Source organism: Halobacillus sp. BBL2006, from assembly GCF_000786645.1.
Lineage (GTDB): Bacteria > Bacillota > Bacilli > Bacillales > Halobacillaceae > Halobacillus.
The window spans coordinates 1-1,385 of record NZ_JRNX01000659.1 but is presented as its reverse complement, the minus strand read 5'-3'; the positions used below and the strand labels follow the sequence as shown (position 1 = coordinate 1,385).

Annotated in this window: 2 protein-coding genes; both read left to right on the top strand. The window is 44.4% G+C overall.

Translation table 11 applies throughout. The features are described from left to right. The first annotated feature begins 161 nt into the window (after nucleotides 1-161). Entirely contained in the window at nucleotides 162-878 is a 717-nt protein-coding gene (locus LD39_RS17870) for a (Fe-S)-binding protein (protein ID WP_035551005.1), read from the top strand. 16 nt (nucleotides 879-894) lie between these two features. Then, a partial coding sequence (locus LD39_RS17865) for an LUD domain-containing protein (protein WP_035551002.1) occupies nucleotides 895-1,385 on the top strand: 491 nt, incomplete at its 3' end.

Here is a 1,385-nt window from a genome sequence, read left to right as displayed (position 1 = left end):
CAGGAAGAAGAAAAGGCACGGGAAGCAATGCTTGCCCATTTAAGCCATGTCGAGAATTCTTTGTCGGACTATTTAAATTAAGGATCCTGAGGTCAATCAGCATCCTTTTTGTTAAGAATGGTCATCAGATGACCTTATGTATAATGTTGGGAGGAAATGAAATGAAAGTTTCCCTATTTATCACGTGTCTATGTGACACCGTTACACCAGATGTAGGAAAAGACACGGTCCAATTGCTGGAGCGGTTCGGTTGTGAAGTTGATTTTCCGGTCAATCAAACATGCTGCGGACAGCCAGCCTACAATAGTGGATATAAAAGTGAATCCATAAAAGGTATGAAACAAATGATCAAGGCTTTTGAGCAATCCGAATACGTCGTTGGTCCTTCAGGCTCGTGTGTGCATATGCTCAGAGAATATCCGAAGGTACTTAAGGATGAGCCGGGATGGAAGGAAAGAGCAGAAAAGCTGACGGCCAAGACCTACGAACTTACCCAGTTTCTGGTCGAGGTTTTGCAAGTGGAAGATGTGGGGTCAACCTTCCGAGGAACAGCAACTTATCACCCTTCCTGCCATATGACACGATTACTAGGCGTGACGGATGCTCCAAGGATATTATTAGAAAATGTGAAAGGGCTTAATCTCATTGAGCTTCCTTTGAAAGAGGACTGTTGTGGGTTTGGAGGAACATTTGCGGTGAAGAATTCAGCGATCTCGGGGCAGATGGTGCAGGAGAAAGCTGAACACATTGGTGAAACGAAGGCGGACTATTTGATTGGCGGAGATATGGGATGCCTCATGAATATGGGCGGACGTTTAAGAAGAAACGAACAGGAAGTGAAAGTCCTTCATATTGCACAGGTGTTAAACAGCCAGTAAGAAAGGAGAGCTTACGATGAGTATAAAAATCGGCAGGAAGGCTTATTCCGAACGAATTCAGGACGGAATCGACAATGCGTTTATGAGAAAAGCCGTGTCTTCAGCGCAGGGCCGCTTTCGTTCAGGCAAGTTAAAAGCGGCTGAAGAGCTTGGAGATTGGGAAGAATGGCGGACTTTAGGGGAAGAGATTCGTTCTCATACCATGGAAAACCTTGATTTCTATCTCCATCAATTAAGTGAACAGGTAGAAAAAAGAGGCGGCACAGTTTTTTTCGCAGAAAATGCGGAAGAAGCGAATACGTACATTCAGGAAATTGCTAATAAAAAGCAGGCGAAAAAAGTGGTCAAATCCAAGTCGATGGTCACAGAGGAAATCGGCTTGAATGAAGCACTTGAGAAGAGCGGCTGCGAAGTGGTGGAATCGGATTTAGGAGAATGGATTTTACAATTAGATGAAGATCCTCCGTCACATATCGTCACGCCGGCGCTTCATAAAAATAAAGAGCA